Origin of the sequence: Rhodococcus sp. IEGM 1330, assembly GCF_033142445.1 — a bacterium.
Taxonomy (GTDB): Bacteria; Actinomycetota; Actinomycetes; order Mycobacteriales; family Mycobacteriaceae; genus Rhodococcoides.
In genome coordinates this window covers 527,552-547,741 of sequence record NZ_JAWLSB010000002.1, presented here as the reverse complement: position 1 = coordinate 547,741, position 20,190 = coordinate 527,552, and the positions used below count along the sequence as shown (strand labels likewise).

Sequence of the window (20,190 nt, the reverse complement as noted above, 5' to 3'; positions counted from 1 at the left end):
TGGGGCGCGCCTAGCCGGCGCGGTCGGCAGCGAACGTCGAATCCGACGACTCTGTGAGCCGTCGCCTATCGGAGGTGGATGGATGAGCGAGAAGCGAGAAGCGTTGGATCCGTTGCGTTGTCGGATCACAGCCGCGCTACAGGTCAATCCGCGCGCCTCGTGGGCGAGTATCGCCGACGCGCTCGGCGAGCCGGAGAGAACGGTCACTCGCCGCGGGCGAGAGCTGCTGGAATCGGGCAACGTCCGTGTGGTCGGTGTCATCGGAGCGACGGGTGCCGTCATTCTGCGGGCACGCTGCCACGTGGGAATGGCGCGCGCGGTGTCCGTCGGACTGGCCCGTCGCGACGACACGATGTTCGTCTACGCGACGTCCGGGCACGAGGAATGCGTGGCAGAAGTCCTCGTCGACGATGCTCATCTGGCCGATCTGATGCTCGACGATCTACCGAGCATCACCGGTATTCGGCGGATCCAGGTCGATCCGATCACGCGTGTCTACCGATCGGTGCGGGAATGGCGGCCGAGCATCCTCCGGCCGGCACAGGTTGCCGCCCTGACCCCTCCGGCGCACGAGGACTATCAGCCGGATGGCCGTACCGGCTCGGAGATTTCGGTTCTCCATCGCAGCATCCTGCGCGTTCTGGCCGAGGACGCCCGCACTCCGACGTCGGAGATCGCGCGAGTCGTCGGCGCTACCGAGAACACGGTCCGACGACACATGGAGACCCTGGAGCAAACCAACAAATCCCGCCTGCGGGTCGTCGTCGAGCCGGAGCTTCTCGGGTACACCGCGGAGGCGTTGGTGTGGGTCCGGGTTCCTCCTCGTGAGCACAAGAACCTGGTGTCGCTTCTGCTGCAACATTCCGAGGTGCGGTACGCCGTGGCCATCGCGGGTGCCGACAGTCTGCTGATCAACTTCGCATGCCGAGATCGAGTGGCACTACACCAGATCACGACGCACACCGAGTGGGCGGCACTCGCCGACTCGATCTCGGTGGTATCGGTGCTTCGAGCCACCAAGCGCAGCGGAAATCGGCTGTTCGCTGCCGGATCCGCGTCGTACCTCTACTGACCGAAGCACCCCGGCCGGGACACACTCGGGTGTCCTGACCGGGGTGCTTCGGCGGTTCGGGCGGGTCAGCGAATGGGCGCGCCCGGTCCGAGCGGGATACCGAGCAGGTACCAGACGGCGAACAGTGCGCCCCACACGATCAGCATGCCGAGAGCGACGGGAATGGTGAACGATGCGAGAGTGCCGATGCCGGCGTTCTTCTTGTACCGCTGTATGAGACCGAGGGTGAGCACGAAGTACGCGGACATGGGACTCATCGCATTGGTGCACGAGTCCGCGATGCGGTACACGGCCTGCGTGGTTTCCGGGCTGACGTCGATGTACATCAGCATCGGTACCAGTACCGGGGCGAGCATGGACCACATGGCGGATCCGCTGGTGATGAGCAGGTTCATGATCGAGATCAGCACCAGCATCATGAGGAACACGACCAGTGGATGCAGTCCTCCCGCTTTGAGCAGGTCGGCCCCGTTCACGGCGACGACGTTACCGATCCCCGTCCACTTGAAGTACGCCAGAAATTGGGAGATGGCGAAGAACAGCACCAGGATCGGAGCCAGCGTTCTGATGCCCACCGCCATGGACTCGGGGATCTCCCGTGCCCGCCTCAGACTGCCGGTGGTTCGGCCGTAGACCCAGCCGGTCAGCACGAAGGCGATCGCGATGAAGAACGCGATGTTCTCCATGACGATGGACTGGACGAATCCACCGTTCTCGCCGCGCAGTGGCGACGACGCAGGCAACAGCGCAGCGACTACGACCACTACGTACCCCAGCAAGGCAAATCCGGCGCGGCGCAATCCCTTTCGCTCGGCGGGTTCGAGATCCAACTTCAAGTTCTCGGCACCGTCCTGCACACCGTCGTCCGGCTCGAAGTTCATGTGCTTGGCCATCACAAGTTCGACGACGAGGGTGATGAACACCGAGATCACCAACGACGATGCGAGACTGAAGAAGTAGTTGTCGACCGGTGTCACGACGTATTCGGCGTCGACGATCCGAGCTGCCGACGTCGTCAGGGAGGACAGGATCGCATCACTCGGCGTGATCAGTGGTGATGCGTTGTAGCCACCCGAAATGGCCACGAACGCGACCATCATGCCCAGTACGGGGCTTCGACCGGCGGCCTTGAACGCCAGGGCCGCCAACGGCAGGACGACGATGAACGCCGCATCGAACATGACGTGAGACATGGTGCCCGCAAACGCAACCGAGAACGTCACCCACTTGGCAGGGAGCCGGACGATGGTGGTCCGCAGCAGTGTCGTCAACACCCCCGAATGTTCGGCTACCGACACACCGAGAATGACGGTCACGATGATCGGGAGTGGGCCGAAGGCGGCGAAGTTGTCCAGAGCCGTTCCGAAGATCATCGCCACACCGTCGCTGCTCAGCAGGCTCCGCACCGCCGAGACCTCTCCGGTGCTGGGAAGCACGACACTGGTGCCGAAAGCCGCGAGAACAGCACTGACCACGGCCAGTATCGCTGCGAGGATCCAGAAGAGCAGGAAGGGATGGGGCAGCTTGTTCCCCACCCGCTCGATCCCGGACACCGCTTTGAACAGTGTCTTCAACCCTCTGGGCAGACTCTCGTCGGGCGCGTCGGCAGTTACCGGCGGACGATCGATTTGACTGGACATCGATGATTCTCCTTCGCGGACCTACGAGATCGTGACTCGGTACTCACTGACGACTGTGTTGCCGACTCAACTCGCTCGACGTTGCCGATATGTTGCTTGCGTGTTTTTTCCGGCCGGATGCGCGAATCCGCCATCGGAGGGGCGAAAACGCTCATTACACGGAGGATGGTTCTTCGGGTGCAGTGTGGGAGTGCACTGTGTAAACAGGCCTCCGACAACGATTCCGGCGTTGTCGAACCGAAGCGAGGAGAATCCATGAGCGATATTCAGGCCCTGTCCTTGCGTGAGCTGGCAAGCAGCATCCGACGACGCGACATCTCGGCTCGGGAAGCTCTCGCATCGCATTTGACGCGGATAGACGAGGTCAATCCCGTCATCAACGCCATCGTCACGCTGGACGTCGAGACCGCAGAACAGCGCGCGATGGACGCCGACAACGAGGCAGCCTCGGGCGCCGTACTTCCGCCGCTGCACGGCGTGCCGATGACGCACAAGGACAATCACCTGACCGCGGGTATGCGAACGACCTTCGGGTCCCCCGTCATGGCGGACAACATCCCCACCGAGGACAGCGGGATCATCGCTCGGCTCAAGCGTGCGGGCGTCAACACCACGGGCAAGTCGAATGTCCCGGAGTTCGCCGCCGGCTCCCACACCTTCAACCCGCTGTTCGGGACCACGACCAACCCTTACGATCCGACCCGCAGTGCGGGCGGTAGCAGTGGCGGAGCGGCGGCGGCGATCGCCGCGGGTGTGCAACCGGCAGGCGACGGCTCCGACATGGGCGGATCCCTGCGCACACCTGGATCGTTCTGCAACCTCGTGGGTTACCGTCCCTCGCTCGGACGGATCCCGATGCTTCCCGCACGCAACCCGTGGGCCTGGATCGCTCGGCAGGGTGTATTGGCCCACGACGTCGAGGACGTGCGGTTCCTGATGCGCTCCATCGCAGGCCCGGACGCATCCAGCCCCCACAGCCTGCCGTTCGACGATTCCTACGTCTCCGAAGAGCCGGGCAACCTGCGCGGCCTTCGGGTCGCATGGACCGCCGACTTCGGGCTCGGTGTACCCGTGGAGCGCGAGGTGATCGAGGTACTCACCCGTCGACTGCACGTATTCGAGGAGCTCGGGGCCACCGTCGAGGTCGCCTGCCCGGATCTGTCCGACTCGGACGAGGTCTTCCAGACCACGCGAGCGTTCGACTTCGCGACCAACTACGGTCACCTGATGGCCGATCACCGGCACCGAATGAAAGACGCCGTGCAGTGGAATGTCGATAAGGGAATGTCCCTGACCACCCCAGAGTTGTTCTCGGCCAATGCGGCTCGACGCCGACTCGACGCCGCCACCCGCAGTTTCTTCTCGACGTACGACGTGCTGATCGCCCCGGCCGTCCAAGTACTTCCCTTCCCGGCCGTCGAGGAATATCCCACGGTGATCGACGGCACCCCTATGGGTAACTATCTCGACTGGATGCGGGCGGCCTGCTTGATCTCGGCAACCGGGTTGCCGTCGCTGTCGGTTCCCGGCGGCTTCAGCTCGTCCGGTCTTCCCGTCGGACTTCAGATCGTCGCCGCCGACCGTGCCGATCGACTCCTCCTCCGAGTCGCGCATGCCTTCGAAGAGTCGACGGGATTTTACCGGCGTAAGCCCGAGCTGTCCGCCGTGGCCGTGCCCGCTGTGTGAAGGGAACCGATGCACCCGATTCCGAACGAGGTCGACACACCGGCCATCATCGTCGACGTGGATGTGCTGTCGCGCAACATCACCCGAATGGCGACGATGGCCCGCGCCAAGGGCCTCCAGCTCAGGCCGCACGTCAAGACGCACAAGATCCCTGAAATCGCTGCGCTGCAACTGAAAGCCGGAGCCGTCGGATCGACTGTGGCCACCATCGGCGAAGCCGAGGTCTTCGTCGAGCACGGCGCGCAGGACGTCTTCATCGCATACCCCCTGTGGATCGGACCCCGCGGGGCCAACCGACTACGCACGATGATCACCCGCGCCCGGATCGCCGTCGGCGTGGATTCGCCGGAGGGCGCCGTCAACATGGCTGCCGCACTGGGTGACGCGGCCGGGGACATCGAGATTCTGCTCGAGATCGACAGCGGCCATCACCGCAGCGGGATCGCACCCGAGGCCACGGTCGGCGTGGCACGGGTAGCCACCGACGCCGGTCTTCACGTCACCGGTGTCTTCACCTTCCCCGGCCACGGCTACGCACCGGGTATGCCCGAGAAGGCCGCGCACGACTAGCAGCTGGCCTTGACCACGGCGGCAAACCTGATGCACGAGGCCGGCTTCGAGATCATCCATCGCAGTGGTGGTTCCACCCCCACGGCCGCACTCACCGATCCGTCCGCATGCACCGAAGTCCGGCCAGGCGTGTACGTGTTCAACGACGCGCAACAGCTCGAACTGGGCCGGTGCACAACCGAAGACATCGCCCTGACCGTTGCCGCGACCGTGGTGAGCCGGCACGATGGGACGGGCGGGATGCGGCGGAGACTTGTCGTCGACGCAGGCAGCAAGATCCTCGGCGGCGACCGACCAGCGTGGACAACAGGATTCGGACGACTCCTCGATCACCCGGACGCTCGCGTGACCGCGCTGTCCGAACACCATGCCACCGTCGTATGGCCACACGACAGCGCCCTACCCGAGTTGGGCAGTCGCCTGCGCGTCGTGCCCAATCACGTGTGCGTCGCCGTCAACCTGGTCGACGATGTCACCGTGACGAGCGGCGGTGTGATCGTGAACCGCTGGCGCGTCGCCGCCCGAGGACGCAACACCTGAGCTTTCGGCGAGTGACCGGACGCGATCAGATGCCGAGCGAACCGGACAGGGTCGGCCAACTCTTGGGCAACTGTTCCACCCAGTACGGCCACGAATGGGTTCCGGTCTCGGTGAAGTCGAATATCGCCGGGATGTTCAACTGACCGAGTCGGTCCGCAAGCCGGTGGGTGCAGTAGTTCGCGCCCACCTCGATGAGGCCGCCGACCACCACGACATCCAATGCTGCTGCACTGTCGAAACTTTCGTGCGGACCTGGAGCCCCGGTTCCCACCGACACGTAGACGTCGGTGCCGCGCAGACTCTCTGCGTTGACGACCGAATCGTGCTCCGCCCAGGCAGGATCGAGAGGTCCGCCCCACATGTTGTCGGCGTTTCCACCGAAGGCTCCGACGATGGCCCGAATGCTTGCCTGGCCCAACGGCTCCGAAGACGCGAAGCACCCACTGTACGACGCCACCCCGGAGTAGACATCCGGGTTACGTGCGGCCAGCATCATGGCCGACTGCGCTCCCATCGACAGTCCGGCAATTGCGTTGCGGCCGTTGCCGTCCACGGCTGCGTCGATCAGCGGCGGAAGCTCCTGGGTCAGGAACGTCTCCCACTGATACCGACCCAGCTTCGGATCATCGCGCTGCCAATCGGTGTAGAAGCTGCCGGGACCGGCCAGCGGCAGCACGACATTGACGTTCTTGTCGGCGAAGAACTCGGCCGCACCACCTTTGCGCAGCCACATGCTGTTGCGCGGGTCTTCCTCGCCGATGCCGCTGAGCATGTACAGCGTCGGACGTGGGCCGGTATTCACGGCCGGGGTGAGCACCTGGACCTCGACGACGGCCCCCATCGCGGCCGATTCCACGCTCAGAGTTCGTAGGGTGTCGGACACGATCGACGTGTCGACGATCCGAGCGACCGGCCCGACGGGATCGGCCGTCGCGACGCCGACCGAGGACATGGACAGCACTGCGGCGACGACGAACGGGGTGAAGATGCGTCGACGACGCATGGCGATCCTCTCGGGATTTGTCACAGGGCGGGCGGGATTTGTCACAAGAAATGGCGAATTGCATGGAGCATTGCACAGCAACCGACCGGATGGAATGCCGAACGAAAATCCATCCGATTCGGACCGACCGGGACTCTGACAACACCTCACTGCACGAGCATTTGCCCTTCTTTGCAACATCTTTCGGGCATCGAGTTGCTACTTCCGGTATCGCATCGCCCACTAATGATTAGTGCACTAACTAATCCTGGTAGCCTGGGCCCCGTGACAACGACCGAGGATCCACTCGCGCTCGATCGTCAGGTCTGCTTCGCGCTCGCCGTCGCCAACCGTGCCGTGCTGTCGGTGTATCGGCCACTGCTCGAGCCGATGGGACTGACGCATCCGCAGTATCTGGTGATGCTGGCGTTGTGGGGCGAGTCGCCGATGTCGGTCAAAGCCATCGGATCGGCCCTGCAACTCGACTCCCCCACCCTCTCGCCGCTTCTCAAGCGTCTGGAATCGATGGGGTTGCTCACCCGCAATCGAAGCGCCGAGGACGAGCGCGTTCTGCTCGTCGCGCTCACCCCGGCCGGGGCCGCGCTCCGCAAGAAGGCCGAAAAAATCCCACCCGCCGTCGTGGCGAAGCTCGGCGCGTCACTCGCCGAGCTCGACGAACTGCGACGCGTCCTCACCCGCGTCAACGACGCGGCCATCGCCGCAGGAGCACTGTCGTGAACACGCGCCCGACCCGCACCCGTCCGTCCCTCGGCCAATGGCTGGGCTACGCCGTCCTCGGCCACAAACTCCCTGATTCAATGCAGGAGTGGGTTCGACGCGACCTCGTCGGCCCAGGAGCGACACCGCGTCACATCCTGCGGTCGATGATTCCGTTCCTGCCGATCTTCATCGGATTCTTCGTCCTCTTCCCAGGAGCGATCTGGCTACGCGCCTCGATGGTGTTGCTCAGTTTGCTGCTCGCGCTGTTCTACACCGCCGCCTACATGGATCAGAACCGCGCCCGACGCCTCGAAATCCATGGGCTACCGGCCGACCTGAAGAGTGAGAAGAAGATGGCCGAAATCGAACGCGAGCGAGAGAACTACCGCCGCAATCACTGACGCTCTCGGCTGAGCCCGGCGATGAAGTCGTCGGCGATCATCGTTGCCAGGTCGCGGGTCTTGCGGTTGGTGTTCTGCGACAGCTCGGTCAGTTGGGCGAAGGCAGCGTCGGCGTCGATGCGATACACCGACATCAGGATTCCGACTGCGCGGCCGATCGTTCCGCGGGTGTCGAGGGCCGAGCGAAGCGTCGACGCCTGGTTGTCGCTTTCGTCGATCAGTTGTTCACGCATGCGGGACAGTTCGAGATGAACGCGCACTCGGGCCACGAGTTCCCGATCGTGGAACGGTTTGACGATGTAGTCCTCTGCGCCTCGTCCCAGGCCGTCGAGCACGAAGTCGGTTCCGGCCCGGGCGGTCAACAGGATGACCGGTACCCGCTTCAGCATGTCATCACGCCGTATGTCGTCGACCAGTTCCAGTCCGCTGCGGCCGGGAAGCATCACGTCGGACAGCACGAGCCCCGGCTTCGTCGATCGCGCCCGATCGAGAGCGGTGTCGATGTCTCCTGCGGTGGTGACGGACCACCCTTCGGCAACCAGCAAGCGCACGAGATAGTTGCGCAAATCGACGTTGTCTTCCACGAGCAGGATGTCCGCTCGGTCGGCGGTCACCGTCGCCGAGTCGGGCGAGGCAAAGATCGCCGACACCGAATCGGCGCGGGTGGCGGGCCGTTCGACCGCGACCGCGACCGCGGCCTCGGCGGGTAGGCGCGGTACAGCGACGGTGAAGGTGCTGCCGCCACCCACCTCGCTGTCGACGTCGATGCGTCCCTGCAAGACCGCAAGCAGGTCCGATACGAGGGCGAGCCCGATCCCGGACCCCTCGATGCTGTGGGCACCGGACCGCTCGACTCGGTGGAATCGCTCGAAAATTCGGGGGAGATCGTCTGCGGGTATTCCCAGTCCACTATCGGCCACGACCAGCCGGACAGTGTCACTGTCGGTGGTCAGGCGTACCGAGATGCAGCCTGCGGGGGTGTATTTGACGGCGTTCGCGACGAGGTTGAACACGATCTTCGACCACATCTCACCGTCGGTGAGGACCACGACATCATCGGCCACGTCGACCACGAGCTCCAGCCCCTTGTTCGACGCCACCGCCGCGAACATGGACGCGCACTCGCGTGTCACCGCGGTGAGGTCGGTGGGCTCGGGGTACGCGACGAGTTGCCCGGCATCGGCGCTGACCACGTCCAAGAGATCGTCGACAAGTCGCCGCAATCGAGTCGACGCGCGGTGAACGACGTCCAGGGACTCACGATCGACGTCGGTCAGCGTCGAGTCGACACTCTCGCGCACCGAATCCAATGGCCCGGCGAGCAAGGTCAGCGGCGTTCGGAATTCGTGCCCCACAGTTTCGAGTAGCCGCGTCTTCGCCTCGTCGGCCTCGGCCAGAGCCTCGACCCGTCGCCGCTCCATCTCGAAGGCCTGCGAGGCCGTCAGCGCAGTGGACACGCGTTCGGCGACCACCCCGCAGAACGAGACGATCGACTCGTCCACCACTCGATGACCGCTGACGCCGATCAACAGTGCCCCGACCGGTTCGATCCGTCCCGCCATCGTCAACGGCATCACGACCGCCTGCGGGACGTTTCCGACGACCTTCGCAACCTCGCAGCGCACCGATCCGTCGACCACCCGCCGGACGTCTGCGCACTCCCACGTGGAGGCATCGAAGCCCACGTCGCCGCTCGTCGAGATGAGCCTCAACCGGCCGTTCTCGGCCAGGTCGTCGCGAAGATAGGCCGCAACGAGGGGGAACTCGCGCGCTTCCGTGCCGAGCACCTCCACGGCGGCGCGGCACACTCCGGCCGGACCGTCGCTGTCGTTGCCACCGAGCGAACCCAGACCGAGCAACGCGTGCATGCGACGTTCTCCGAGAACCTGAGCAGTGACGTCCGCAGTGGCGACGAAGACCCCGAGGACAGTCTTCCCCGGTCCGCGGATAGGGCTGAACGAGAAAGTCCAGTAGGTCTCCTCGAGAAAGCCGTACCGGTCCATCATGAACATGTGATTGGCCCGATCTACGGCCTCGCCGTTCTCCACCACCTGCCGCGCCATGGGCCCGGCAACGTCCCATATCTCCGTCCAGCATCTACTCGCAGGCTGGCCTGCAGCGGCAGGAAACTTGTCGCCGAGAAAATGGGTGTACGAGTGGTTGAACAGCTGGACCAGCTGCGGGCCCCACCAGATCAACATCGGAATGGTCGACGGGATGACCGTGCGCAGTGCTGCGACCAGTTCCTGCGGCCAGTACTCCACCGGACCCAGCTCGGTCGCCGCCCAATCGATCGCCCGGAATCGAGCATCGGTGGCGTTGTCACCCGGAAACAGCTCGTCCAACCGGGCGGAAGCGTCGTCGGGTCGTAGGGAAGTCATCGCATCGCCCTTCGTCACTTGCAGCCGCCGGTGTCCGGCGGGCGCAACCTAGCCGTCGATACTAGCCGAACCACCGTTAAGCAGGCGTTTCGCTCATGCCCCACGGGGGTACTGCCGCGAGCATGCCCTTTTCATCCAGTCTCCCGTATCCCCTGGGCGTCTCGCGTCTGTCGAACGACGGCGCCAACCTTGCCGTCTATTCCGAAACAGCGGACTCGGTGTCCGTGGTCGTCCTGAACGACGACGGAACAGAGCGCAGTACAACGCCTTTGACGCAGCTCACCGGCCACGTCTTTCACGATCTGGTTCCCGATGTCACGCCGGGTGCCCGCTACGGACTGCGCGTCGACGGCCCGTGGGATCCCGCGTCGGGACTGCGGCACAACTCGGCGAAGTTGCTCCTCGACCCGTACGCCACCGCCATCACCGGTCAGGTCGATTGGGACGAGTCCGTCTTCTCGCATCTGCATACCGAGCCGGAGACCCGCAACGACGAGGACTCGGGCCCATACATGCCGTATTCCGTTGCCGTGCAGTCGAACTTCGATTGGTCCGGCGACGAGTCACCGCACACGCCCTTGGACAAGACGGTCGTCTACGAGGTGCACGTGAAGGGATTCACCGCCACCAATCCTGATGTACCCGAGGACATTCGCGGCACCTACGCCGGCCTGGCGCACCCCGCCGCGATCGCGCATCTCAAGCGCATCGGCGTCACTGCAGTGGAGTTGCTGCCGATCCACCAGTTCGTCCAGGATTCGCACCTGCTCGAAGAGGGCCGACGGAACTACTGGGGATACAACTCCATCGGATTCTTCGCCCCCCACAACGAGTACAGCAGCACCGGTGACACCGGCGGCCAGGTGGACGAGTTCAAGGCACTGGTCAAGGCCATGCACGAGAATGGCATCGAGGTCATTCTCGACGTCGTCTACAACCACACCGCCGAGGGCAATCACCTCGGACCGACGCTCTCGCTCAAGGGAATCGACAACGGCTCGCACTACCGACTGGTCGACGACGACCGGAGCGCGTACTACGACACCACCGGCACCGGCAACAGCCTCAACGTCGGCCATCCCGCGGCCCTGGCACTCATTCTGGACTCACTGCGGTACTGGGTGACCGAGATGCACGTCGACGGCTTCCGCTTCGACCTCGCCAGCACTCTGACGCGTCAGGACTCGGACCTGAACGTGCACAGCGCATTTCTGAGCCTCGTGCACCAGGACCCGACGCTGGCCCCGGTCAAGCTCATCGCCGAACCGTGGGACACCCAGGGCTACCAGGTGGGCGGCTTCCCGGCCCGCTGGTCGGAGTGGAACGGTAAGTTCCGCGACGACGTCCGCGACTTCTGGCGCGGCGAGAGCGGCGCGCTTCCCGCACTGGCTCAGCGCGTCACCGGCAGCCCGGACGTCTACGAAAGCACCCGTCGACCCACGTTGGCCAGCGTCAACTTCATCACCGCACACGACGGTTTCACGTTGGCCGACTTGAATTCCTACGACGACAAGCACAACGAGGAGAACGGCGAGGACAGCCAGGACGGTGAGTCCGACAATCGCTCGTGGGGCTGCGGAGCCGAGGGCCCGACCGACGACGAGGGCGTCAACGCGCTGCGGGCCCGCCAGCAACGCAACCACCTGGCCACGCTGCTGCTCTCGGCAGGAGTTCCGATGATCCTCGGCGGCGACGAGCTCGGCCGAACGCAGAACGGCAACAACAACGCCTACTGCCAGGACAACGAGGTCTCCTGGTTCGACTGGAGCACAGCCGATCAGGACCTCATCGACTTCACCACCCATCTCATCGCGCTTCGCACCGAGCACGCGGCCCTGCGTCCCACGTGGTTCCGACACGACAGCGATTCCGAGGAGGAGGGAGCCGGCCCGGACACCGTCGACTTCTACCGCGCCGACGGCGAGAAGCTGGCCGACGAGGACTGGTCCGACGGCAACGCGCACAGCATCCTGGTGTTGATGCGCGCCGGTGAGGGTGATGCGTCGTTCGCGTGGATGGTCAATGCCTCCCCGTCGCCCGTGGACTTCACGCTGCCCCAGGGACAGTGGAGTCAGTCGACATCGAGCGACCCGGATCAGGCGTACGAGGCAGGCGGGCCGTCGATTCTGATCCGCGAGCATTCGTTCACGTTGCTGCAAGGCTGACCGGTCCATTGTTGAAGAACCTGCTGCCACTCTCCTGATTCGGAGCGTCCGGCCCACGCGACATAGCCGTCGGGCCGGACGAGAACAGCTGGTCCATCGTCGGTTCGATGCGCGATATCGGCTCTCGTGCAGTCCTTCTCGCCGATCAGAACGAAGCCATGGGTGCGCAGCTGTTCGGTGAACGTGCCCCGGTTCAGCGGAATCCGCACCGCGCGGGTTCCCACCAGGGCGTGGTCGCCGCGTGCGCGGGCGTAAGAAATTCCCACCCCCGAGAACATGCCCGCAATCGTGCTCACCGCACGTTCACTACGAAGCACCCGAGCGGACACGACATTACGCAGTTTTTGCGCGATCAACGACCGCAGCAACAACATTCGGATCGTTGCACCACTGCTGCGTAGCACCAGCTCGCCCACCGGATGCCGCTCGTCGTGATAGGTGTCGAGGATCTGCTCATCGGCACCGCCGAGGACGGCGGCCAGCTTCCAGCCGAGGTTCATTGCGTCCTGGATTCCGGTGTTCATGCCCTGTCCGCCGGCAGGCGAATGCACGTGTGCCGCATCGCCTGCCAGGAACACGCGCCCCACTCGATAGCGTCGAACCTGTCTCTCGTCGCAGGAAAACCGCGAACTCCATCGCACGTCGGTCCAGCCGTAGTCGGTTCCGACTGCGCGCCGCACCACGTCACGAAGTCGCGTCTCTTCGACGGATGCCGCTGCATCGGCATCGTCGGTACGGTCCCAAGCAATCACTCGGAACCACCCGTCACCGAAGGGCGCCACGAACGCAAAGCAGTCCTTGCCTGCGCCGATATTGATCAGCCCGTTCGGCGGATCAGTCAACCGAACGTCCGCGAGTATGATCGACCGCAGCACTTCCTTGCCGGGGAAATCGAGTCCTATCGATGTGCGGACGATACTGTGCACCCCGTCGGTGCCGGCCGCGTACGACGCCGTCCATTCTTGCTCGACGCCGTCGGCCGCGTGCCCGCGCACCACGACACCGTCGGCGTGCTGCACGAGGCTGGTGACCGTCACTCCCCGCAGAATCCGGGCACCGCTCTTCCGTGCGTGCGATTCGAGCAGTTCGTCCACGTTGCTCTGCGGCGTGACCAGCAGAAACGGGAAGGCTGACGGTAGTACCCCGAGGTCGAGAGCCAGCCCGTTCCAGAGTTTCAATCCCGACGCGTGCACTCCGGTAGTGAGCAGGTCCTCGGCCAGTCCACGGCTGTCGAGAACTTCGAGCGTGCGGGCGTGCACTCCGAAGGCCCGCGACAACGGCGACGGTGCATCGTGTTTCTCGAGCACGGTAACCGAGCGGCCGGCACGCGCGAGTTCCCCCGCCAGCATGCAGCCCGCCGGGCCTGCACCGACGATGATCACGTCCGAACGGTTCATGACGGTCTCCCACTGTGGTCCGCGAATTCTTGGTCAACGCTTGTTGACTTTCGAAGATAGACCCGCCGAGCGGACTCGTCAACAGCTGTTGACTTAAGCTACGGAGATGGCCGAACGACAACCTCGATCCGCGACCGCCACTCGGGCACGCATTCTCGATGCCGCCAGAGCACAATTCGCCGCCGACGGGTACGACCGCACCACCATGCGGTCCGTCGCCGGCACTGCGGGCGTCGACGCGGCCATGGTCGTCCGATACTTCAAAACCAAGGAAACCCTGTTCGCCGAAGCCGCCACGTTCGTGCTCGACATTCCGGATCTCAGCGGTGTCGCACCCGAGAAATTCGCAGAAGTGTTGATGCCCAGGTTCTTTCAGGTCTGGGAGGAGGACGGGACTTTCCTTGCCTTGATGCGCGCCGCAGCCACAAACGCCGCCGCCGCGGCGGCGATGCAGCAGGTGTTCGCCACTCAGGTAGCGCCCGCTCTGGCCGCAGTCGCGGTGGACCGGCACGACGAGCGCGCGGCGCTCGTCGGATCTCAAATACTCGGTCTGGTCTTCGCTCGATACGTGCTGAAAATTCCACCACTGGTTGGCATGAGCCACAATCAGTTGGTTCGGTGGATGGGGCCGACCCTCCGCCGCTACCTCACCGAACCTCTGTAACCGACGGCTGATGGCGCACAGCGCACCGTGGGCTGCCGCGGTACGAGCGATCATCATCGTGCCGCGCGTCGTCGACCTGACCCCGACGCACTGACGGACCCGACCGATCAGGAGGCAGGCAGTACCTTCGTGAACAGCACAGCCCCAGTCCCGTCGCACAGGTTGACGGTGAGATTGCGCGAGTCCCCGTCGATGAGCACCTCACCGAAATGCTGAAACGCGTCGAGCGGCGACGCGTTCGGCTCCGGTGGCGCGTGCACGAACACTGCCTCCGGGCCGAAGGTGCCGTCCAAGTCGTTGGGGCCGAACGCGCCGGCGTTGAGCGGCCCGCTGACGAATTCCCAGAACTCGCGGAATTCCTGGTAGGCGGCGCGTTCCGGCGAATAGTGATGCGCTGCTGTGTAATGCACGTCGGCGGTGAGCCAGACGGTGCCGGTGACGTCGTTCCGGTCGATCGCGGTGAGCACCTGCGCGATGTCGGTCTCACGCCCCAGCGGCGCACCGGGGTCGCCGTTGCCGACGCCTTCCTGCGCGTCCTTCCCATCAGGCACGACGAGTCCGAGGGGCAGGTCGTTTGCGATGATCTTCCACGTTGCGGTGGAGCGGGACAGCTCGTCGATCAACCACTGACGCTGCACCGAGCCGAGGATCTCCCCTGACGCAGCGGTGTTCGCACCGTTCGAGTCCTTGTACGTGCGCATGTCGAGGACGAAGACGTCGAGCAACGGCCCGTACGCGATCTTGCGGTACACCCGGCCGTCGACGGCTTCCGTGGGCGCGATGGGCAACCACTCGTGAAACGCCTGCAAAGCTCTCTGAGACAGCAGGTCCACATCTTTCACCATGTATTGCTCGAGGTCGAGGATCTCACCGGGGTACCAGTTGTTGACGGTTTCGTGATCGTCCCACTGGACCATTTGGGCGACAGACGAATTGAAGCGGCGGTAGTTGTCGTCGGTGAGATTGTAGGCGTATTGGCCGCGATACTCGTCGAGCGTCTCGGCGACCTTGGACTTGGCCTCGCTCATGGTGTTTCGCCAGATACGGCCGTCGGGAAGTGTCACGCGCTCCTCGAGCGGACCGTCCGCATAGATGACATCGCCACTGTGCAGGAACAGATCCGGCTGCCTGTCGGCCATCGTCGAGAAGATGGTCATACCGCCGATGTCAGGGTTGATGCCATAGCCCTGGCCTGCGGTGTCGCCACCCCACAACAAGCGGATGTCGGATGGGCCGTCGGGAGCTGTGGAGAACATTCCGGTGACGGGTTCCGACGTCGCACCGTCTTCGCCCTCGAGCGTGACGCGATAGTGAACCTTCTGTCCCGCAGGCAATCCGGTGAGGCGCAGCACTCCAGTGCCGTCGGACTGCGGGGTCAGCAATGGCCCGCGCATCGTCGACACCGAGGAGAACGAGTCCGTCGCGGACGTGTCGACGATCATCGTCGCCGGAGTATCGGAACGTGCCCACACCAGCGCTCCGTCGGCACGCACATCACCGCTGGCGACTCCGTGTGTCAGTATCGGCCGGGTGCGAACCAACGCCGGGCTGCACGCCAGCACAGGCGTGGCAGCGGCACCGAGAGCGGCATATCTCAGGAGGGATCGACGGTTGAGCTGCATGCCGTTCACCGTCCAGCATCGAAATGAACGGCTCGTAGCGCTCAGGAAGACAGACGAGTTCAGCGGCAGCTCGTCGCGCAGTGCGATGAGGAACGCGGCCGCAGAATCGGAAAGACACCCACCGAGCCCGACCCTGCGCCGCTACCTCACCGAACCTTTGTGACCGAAAAGCTCAGCTCACCCCGAGGCGAACGTCCGGCGCTCCGAGGCGAGCCGCATCGGCGGTGTCGTCGTCGGGCTGCTCCTGCGAATCTCGTTCTGCGAGAACGCGTAGCCGGTAGTGCTCGATTTCCTCGGTCACGTGTTGCGCATCCCATCCGAGGATCGGTGCGACGAGATGCGCCACTTCCTCGGCCGCTGCCTCACCGCGGTCGGGGACCTCGATGGAGATGCGCGTACGACGGGTCAGAATGTCGTCGAGATGTTGTGCGCCTTCGTGACTGGCGGCGTAGACCACCTCTGCCTTGAGGTAGTCCGATGCACCCTCGAGTGGCTTACCGAGCTCGGGATCGTTCTCGATCAAGTCCAACAGCTCACCCATCAGAGTGCCGTACCGACCGAGCAGATGCTCGATGCGTGAGACGCGCATGCCGGTGCGCTCGGCCGTCAGAGCACGGGAGTTGAACGCGCCGAGATAGCCGTCGGCACCGACGAGCGGAATGTCCTCGGTGACGCACTTCGGTACGGTGCGTTCGAGTCCGTGCACTGCAGCATCGACTGCGTCCTTGGCCATCACACGGTAGGTGGTGTACTTGCCACCGGCGATGACGGTCAGTCCGCGGACCGGGCTGGACACCGCATGCTCACGGGAGAGCGTGCTGGTGGAGTCCGATTCTCCGAACAGCAACGGTCGCAGTCCCGCGTACACACCGACGACGTCGGTGCGGTCCAACGGATCGGCCAACAGCTTGTTCACGTGGCCCAGGATGTAGTCGATGTCGCTCTGGCTCGCGGCCGGATGAGCCAGGTCGAGCTTCCAGTCGGTATCGGTTGTACCGATGATCCAGTGACTACCCCAGGGGATGACGAACAGCAGACTCTTCTCGGTGCGCGTGATGATGCCGGTGGCGCTGTTGATGCGATTGCGCGGCACCACCAGGTGCACGCCCTTGGACGCGCGAACCTGGAACTGCCCACGGCCACCGACCATCTGCTGCACCTCGTCGGTCCAGACACCGGCCGCGTTGATGACCTGCTTGGCCCGAACCTCGAAGGACCGGCCCGTCTCGAGGTCGCTCGCCACGACGCCGACGACCTTGTCGTCCTCCCGCAGGAAGCCCGTGACGCGAGTGCTGTTGGCGCACAACGCACCGTAGGCAGCCGCGGTACGCGCGAGCATCATCGTGTGCCGCGCGTCGTCCACCTGACCCTCGTAGAACTTCACCGCACCGCGGATCGCCGAACGCTTGCCGGACGGGAAGGACTCGAGTGTCTTCTTCTTGCCGAGGTGCTTGTGATGACTCGGGACGCCGCGTCCGGCACCCATGACGTCGTACACGCCGATGCCGAGTCCGACGTACGGGCGGTCGATCACCTTCTCGAGCGGATAGATGAACGGCACCGGGCGAGCGAGGTGCGGGCACAGCTTGTTCAGTACCAGCGAACGCTCCTTGAGCGCCTCGAACACCAACGCGAAGTTGAACTGCTCGAGGTAGCGAAGACCGCCGTGGAACAGCTTGCTCGAGCGGCTGGACGTGCCGGCCGCGTAGTCACGCGCTTCGAGCAGACCGACCTTCAGTCCGCGCGTGACGGCGTCGAGTGCGGTGCCGGCCCCGACGACGCCACCGCCGATCACCAGGATGTCGAGCTCTTCGGCTTCCATCCGCGACAGCGCATCTGCGCGTGCCTGTGGACTCAAAGCCGTTGTGGTGGAACTCATTCTTCATCAACCCAATCGAGAGTACGTGTTACTGCCTTCTTCCAACCGGCGTAGAGCTTCGCCCGCTGGTCTTCGTCCATGGACGGTGTCCATGTCTTGTCCTCGGCCCAGTTCTGACGGATGTCGTCCTCGCTCTCCCAGTACCCGACGGCAAGGCCGGCCGCGTATGCCGCTCCGAGAGCGGTGGTTTCGGCGACGACGGGCCGAACGACGTCGACGTTCAAGATGTCGGACTGGAACTGCATCAACAGCTCGTTGACCACCATGCCGCCGTCGACCTTGAGCACCTCGAGATCGACGCCGGAGTCGGCGTTCATAGCCTCGATGACCTCACGCGTCTGGTACGCAGTGGCTTCGAGAACGGCGCGAGCGAGATGCCCCTTGTTGACGAAGCGCGTCAGACCCACGATGGCACCGCGGGCATCGGATCGCCAGTGCGGGGCGAAGAGTCCGGAGAATGCCGGTACGAAGTACGCGCCACCGTTGTCGTCGACCGACCGTGCGTCGGTCTCGATGTCTGCGGCCGAGGAGATCATGCCCAGGTTGTCGCGCAGCCACTGCACCAGCGAGCCCGTCACAGCGATGGAACCTTCCAGCGCGTACACCGTCGGCTGGTCACCGATCTTGTAGCAGACCGTGGTCAGCAGGCCGTTCTTGCTCATGACTTTTTCGGTGCCGGTGTTGAGCAGCACGAAATTACCTGTGCCGTAAGTGTTCTTGGCCTCACCGGGAGACAAGCAAGCCTGCCCGAAGGTCGCTGCCTGCTGATCGCCGAGGATGCCGGCAATCGGCACTCCACTGAACGGTCCGCGCTCACGGCCGGTGCCGTACACCTCGGAGCTCGAGCGGATCTCGGGCATCATCGACATCGGGATGTCCATGTCTGCACAGATACTCTCGTCCCACTGCAGGCTGTCGAGATCCATCAGCAGGGTGCGCGAGGCGTTGGTCGGATCGGTGTAGTGCAACCCGCCGTCGGTACCGCCGGTCATGTTCCACAGAACCCACGTGTCCATGTTGCCGAAACACAACTCTCCCGCTTCGGCTTTGGCCCGCGCGCCGTCGACGTTGTCGAGGATCCACTTGATCTTCGGGCCGGAGAAGTAGGTCGCCAACGGCAGACCGGTCTTGGCGGTGTACTTGTTGGCGTCTCCCCCGCCCAGAGCGGTGGCAATGCGGTCGGTTCGAGTGTCCTGCCAGACGATGGCGTTGTAGATCGGCTTGCCCGTCTCGCGATCCCACACCAGCGCCGTCTCACGCTGGTTGGTGATACCGACTGCGGCGATGTCCTCGCGCGTCAGATCTGCTGCCGCCATGGCACCGGCCGCGACGGCCCGCACGTTGTCCCAGATCTCCGACGCGTCGTGCTCGACCCATCCGGCCTGGGGGAATATCTGCGTGTGTTCCTTCTGGTCGACCGCGACGACGGTGCCCGCGTGGTCGAAGATCATGCACCGCGTCGACGTGGTTCCCTGATCGATCGCGGCGATGTACTTACCTGCGGTCTCGGTCATGACTTCTCTCCTGTGGTCTGGGTGTCTGCTGGGAGTCGAGATGGCGTCTCGGGCGTCGAACCTTCTTGTTTGCGTAGGTTCTTACCGATGAGCAGGTCGTACAGGAGCACTCCTATCGGTCCGCCTACGAGAGGTCCGACGATCGGGACCCAGAAGTAGAGGCCGCCGTATTGGTCTCGCCAGGCTCCACCGTATCCGGTGATGTACGACGCCAGGCGAGGTCCGAAATCTCGGGCCGGATTGATCGCGTATCCGGCGTTGGTGGCCCAGGCGAAGCCGATGGCGACGACGATGAGGCCGACGATCAGCGGAGCCATGTTGGCCATCGGCGCGGTCCCCATCGAATCAGTCACTGCCACAATGAGGAACAGCAGGATCGCGGTGCCGATGATCTGGTCGATCAGGGCCGAGGACACGCTGACCGGCAGGGTTCCGTTACCGGGAAGCGTCGAGAAGATCGTCTGGGTGGCGGTGGTGTGCCCGGGGTCCACTGCGTTGATCATGTCGTTGTAGTTCCAGCGCACCAGCAGCGCGGCCACGAAGGCCCCTGCGGTCTGCGCGAGGATGTAGGGCGCGACCATCTTCCAGCTGAATCCGCGGAAGAGTGCGAACGTGATCGTCACCGCGGGATTGAGATGCGCTCCGGTGATGCGGCCCGCGACGTAGATGCCGAACATCACGCCCAGCCCCCATGCCCAGGCGATCGAGTCGTGGTCTCCGAGACTTCCCGATTCACCGCCTGAGACCACCTGGGCGACGACGCCGACGCCGAACAGAATGAGAATCATGGTTCCGGCGAACTCGGCAGCCATGTGCGCCGGCAGTCCCCATTCCGGTTCCTTACGAGCCATTGTGTAGCCTCCGCAAAGTTGGTGATGCACGCCACATTGCGTGCTGTTTGCCACGGTAGACGGCCTGCACTGCGTTGCACAGCTGATGCACATATGTGCAAAACGG

At 64.2% G+C, this 20,190-nt stretch carries 14 protein-coding genes and 1 pseudogene; 7 read left to right on the top strand and 8 right to left on the bottom strand.

From position 1 onward, the window contains the following. The first annotated feature begins 82 nt into the window (after positions 1-82). The gene (locus R4P57_RS07480) at positions 83-1,072 is read left to right on the top strand and encodes an Lrp/AsnC family transcriptional regulator (protein ID WP_317802201.1); all 990 of its coding nucleotides are present in this window, start codon (positions 83-85) and stop codon (positions 1,070-1,072) included. Positions 1,073-1,137: 65 nt separating this feature from the next. Here the strand turns inward: R4P57_RS07480 and R4P57_RS07475 are convergent, their stop codons facing one another. Continuing rightward, positions 1,138-2,712: an AbgT family transporter gene (locus R4P57_RS07475; protein ID WP_317802200.1), complete on the bottom strand. Its 1,575-nt coding sequence runs from the start codon at positions 2,710-2,712 to the stop codon at positions 1,138-1,140. A 255-nt stretch (positions 2,713-2,967) separates the two neighbouring features. On the opposite strand from R4P57_RS07475, the gene R4P57_RS07470 reads away from it, so the two are divergent. Together R4P57_RS07470 and R4P57_RS07465 are read left to right on the top strand one after the other, a co-directional pair. Then, the gene (locus R4P57_RS07470) at positions 2,968-4,398 is read left to right on the top strand and encodes an amidase (protein WP_317802199.1); all 1,431 of its coding nucleotides are present in this window, start codon (positions 2,968-2,970) and stop codon (positions 4,396-4,398) included. A 9-nt stretch (positions 4,399-4,407) separates the two neighbouring features. Beyond that, positions 4,408-5,508 (top strand): annotated as a pseudogene (locus tag R4P57_RS07465) (alanine racemase). Positions 5,509-5,533: 25 nt separating this feature from the next. Here the strand turns inward: R4P57_RS07465 and R4P57_RS07460 are convergent. Beyond that, positions 5,534-6,511 (bottom strand): alpha/beta hydrolase family protein, encoded by a 978-nt coding sequence (locus tag R4P57_RS07460; protein WP_317802198.1) that lies wholly within the window; start codon positions 6,509-6,511, stop codon positions 5,534-5,536. Between the two features lie 225 nt (positions 6,512-6,736). On the opposite strand from R4P57_RS07460, the gene R4P57_RS07455 reads away from it, so the two are divergent. Together R4P57_RS07455 and R4P57_RS07450 are read left to right on the top strand one after the other, a co-directional pair. Then, complete coding sequence (locus R4P57_RS07455) at positions 6,737-7,228, top strand: MarR family winged helix-turn-helix transcriptional regulator (protein ID WP_411742318.1); 492 nt, start codon at positions 6,737-6,739, stop codon at positions 7,226-7,228. After that, entirely contained in the window at positions 7,225-7,611 is a 387-nt protein-coding gene (locus R4P57_RS07450; protein WP_317802196.1) for a DUF5313 family protein, read from the top strand. Before R4P57_RS07455 ends, R4P57_RS07450 begins: the two co-directional genes overlap by 4 nt. Here the strand turns inward: R4P57_RS07450 and R4P57_RS07445 are convergent. Further along, positions 7,605-9,992: an ATP-binding protein gene (locus R4P57_RS07445; protein WP_317802195.1), complete on the bottom strand. Its 2,388-nt coding sequence runs from the start codon at positions 9,990-9,992 to the stop codon at positions 7,605-7,607. The two genes, R4P57_RS07450 and R4P57_RS07445, sit on opposite strands and share 7 nt — an antisense overlap. Positions 9,993-10,114: 122 nt before the next feature. On the opposite strand from R4P57_RS07445, the gene glgX reads away from it, so the two are divergent. Beyond that, positions 10,115-12,157: a glycogen debranching protein GlgX gene (glgX, locus tag R4P57_RS07440; RefSeq protein WP_317802194.1), complete on the top strand. Its 2,043-nt coding sequence runs from the start codon at positions 10,115-10,117 to the stop codon at positions 12,155-12,157. On the opposite strand, the gene R4P57_RS07435 is transcribed toward glgX, so the two are convergent. Further along, positions 12,088-13,554, bottom strand: a complete 1,467-nt coding sequence (locus R4P57_RS07435; protein WP_317802193.1) for an FAD-dependent oxidoreductase — start codon at positions 13,552-13,554, stop codon at positions 12,088-12,090. The two genes, glgX and R4P57_RS07435, sit on opposite strands and share 70 nt — an antisense overlap. Positions 13,555-13,660: 106 nt before the next feature. Here R4P57_RS07435 and R4P57_RS07430 point away from each other — a divergent pair, with 106 nt between their 5' ends. Then, positions 13,661-14,218, top strand: a complete 558-nt coding sequence (locus R4P57_RS07430; protein WP_317802192.1) for a TetR/AcrR family transcriptional regulator — start codon at positions 13,661-13,663, stop codon at positions 14,216-14,218. Positions 14,219-14,325: 107 nt separating this feature from the next. On the opposite strand, the gene R4P57_RS07425 is transcribed toward R4P57_RS07430, so the two are convergent. From R4P57_RS07425 to R4P57_RS07410, 4 genes are all read right to left on the bottom strand, one after another. After that, complete coding sequence (locus tag R4P57_RS07425; protein ID WP_317802191.1) at positions 14,326-15,840, bottom strand: alkaline phosphatase D family protein; 1,515 nt, start codon at positions 15,838-15,840, stop codon at positions 14,326-14,328. A 172-nt stretch (positions 15,841-16,012) separates the two neighbouring features. After that, positions 16,013-17,719 (bottom strand): glycerol-3-phosphate dehydrogenase/oxidase, encoded by a 1,707-nt coding sequence (locus R4P57_RS07420; protein ID WP_317802190.1) that lies wholly within the window; start codon positions 17,717-17,719, stop codon positions 16,013-16,015. Continuing rightward, positions 17,716-19,233, bottom strand: a complete 1,518-nt coding sequence (glpK, locus tag R4P57_RS07415) for a glycerol kinase GlpK (protein WP_317802189.1) — start codon at positions 19,231-19,233, stop codon at positions 17,716-17,718. Before glpK ends, R4P57_RS07420 begins: the two co-directional genes overlap by 4 nt. After that, entirely contained in the window at positions 19,230-20,084 is an 855-nt protein-coding gene (locus R4P57_RS07410) for an MIP/aquaporin family protein (protein ID WP_317802188.1), read from the bottom strand. The genes glpK and R4P57_RS07410 overlap by 4 nt, the downstream gene beginning before the upstream one ends. Positions 20,085-20,190 lie beyond the last annotated feature (106 nt).